At 75.8% G+C, this 817-nt stretch carries 1 protein-coding gene; it reads left to right on the top strand.

The window, feature by feature from the left end:
* A partial coding sequence (locus tag DEF28_RS29020; RefSeq protein WP_325049044.1) for a septal ring lytic transglycosylase RlpA family protein occupies positions 1 to 729 on the top strand: 729 nt, incomplete at its 5' end.
* Between the last annotated feature and the right edge of the window lie 88 nt (positions 730 to 817).

The raw sequence follows: 817 nt of genomic DNA, 5'->3' as shown, positions 1-817 counted from the left end.
GTCCCCGTTCGAAGGAACGTCGCCGTGGGCAACCACCGACCTCCCCGCCCCTCCCTCAAGCAGCGCCTCTCCTCCCGGCGCCTCCTCCTCACGACCGCGGCCGCGACCGCGGTGGTCGCCGCCGCCGGCACCGCCGGTGCCGCCGCCGTCAGCGACCTGCGCCCCGAGCCCGGCGCCGCGGCCGCCACCGACGCCGCGGCCGTGCCGCAGGCGCGGACCGACGACCTCGCGGCCCCCGAGACCCCGGCGGCCGACCCGGGCCCCGGCCAGGGCGAGCAGCGGCGCACCGACGCCCTGCGCCAGGCCGCGCAGACGTTCGACGGCGTCACCGAACCCGAAGAGAAGACCGAGCCGGCCGCCGAAGACGAACCGGCCGCCGCGGACCAGGACGGCACCGCGGACGCCGGCGGCTCCACCGGCTCGGACGCGGGCCTCAGCGCGACCGGCGAAGGCGGGTCCTGCGAGGCGTCGATGTACAGCGAGCCGCAGCCGACCGCCAGCGGCGAGTACTTCGACCCGAGCACCCTCACCGCCGCGCACAAGACCCTGCCGATGGACACCCAGGTGCGGGTGACCAACCCGGCCAACGGGAAATCGGTCGTCGTCCGGATCAACGACCGCGGCCCCTACATCGAGGGCCGCTGCCTCGACCTGTCGACCGCGGCGTTCGAGACGATCGCCTCGGCCGACCAGGGCGTGGTCGACGTCGACTGGCAGGTCGTCGAGTAGCGCCCGCACCTGGGTGTCCATCGGCAGGGTCTTGTGCGCGGCGGTGAGGGTGCTCGGGTCGAAGTACTCGCCGCTGGCGGTCGGCTGC

This window comes from Marinitenerispora sediminis, from assembly GCF_003336425.1.
In the GTDB taxonomy this organism is placed as follows: Bacteria; Actinomycetota; Actinomycetes; order Streptosporangiales; family Streptosporangiaceae; genus Marinitenerispora; species Marinitenerispora sediminis.
The sequence above is the reverse complement of the archived record's forward strand: the minus strand, read 5'-3'. Positions and strand labels throughout refer to the sequence as shown.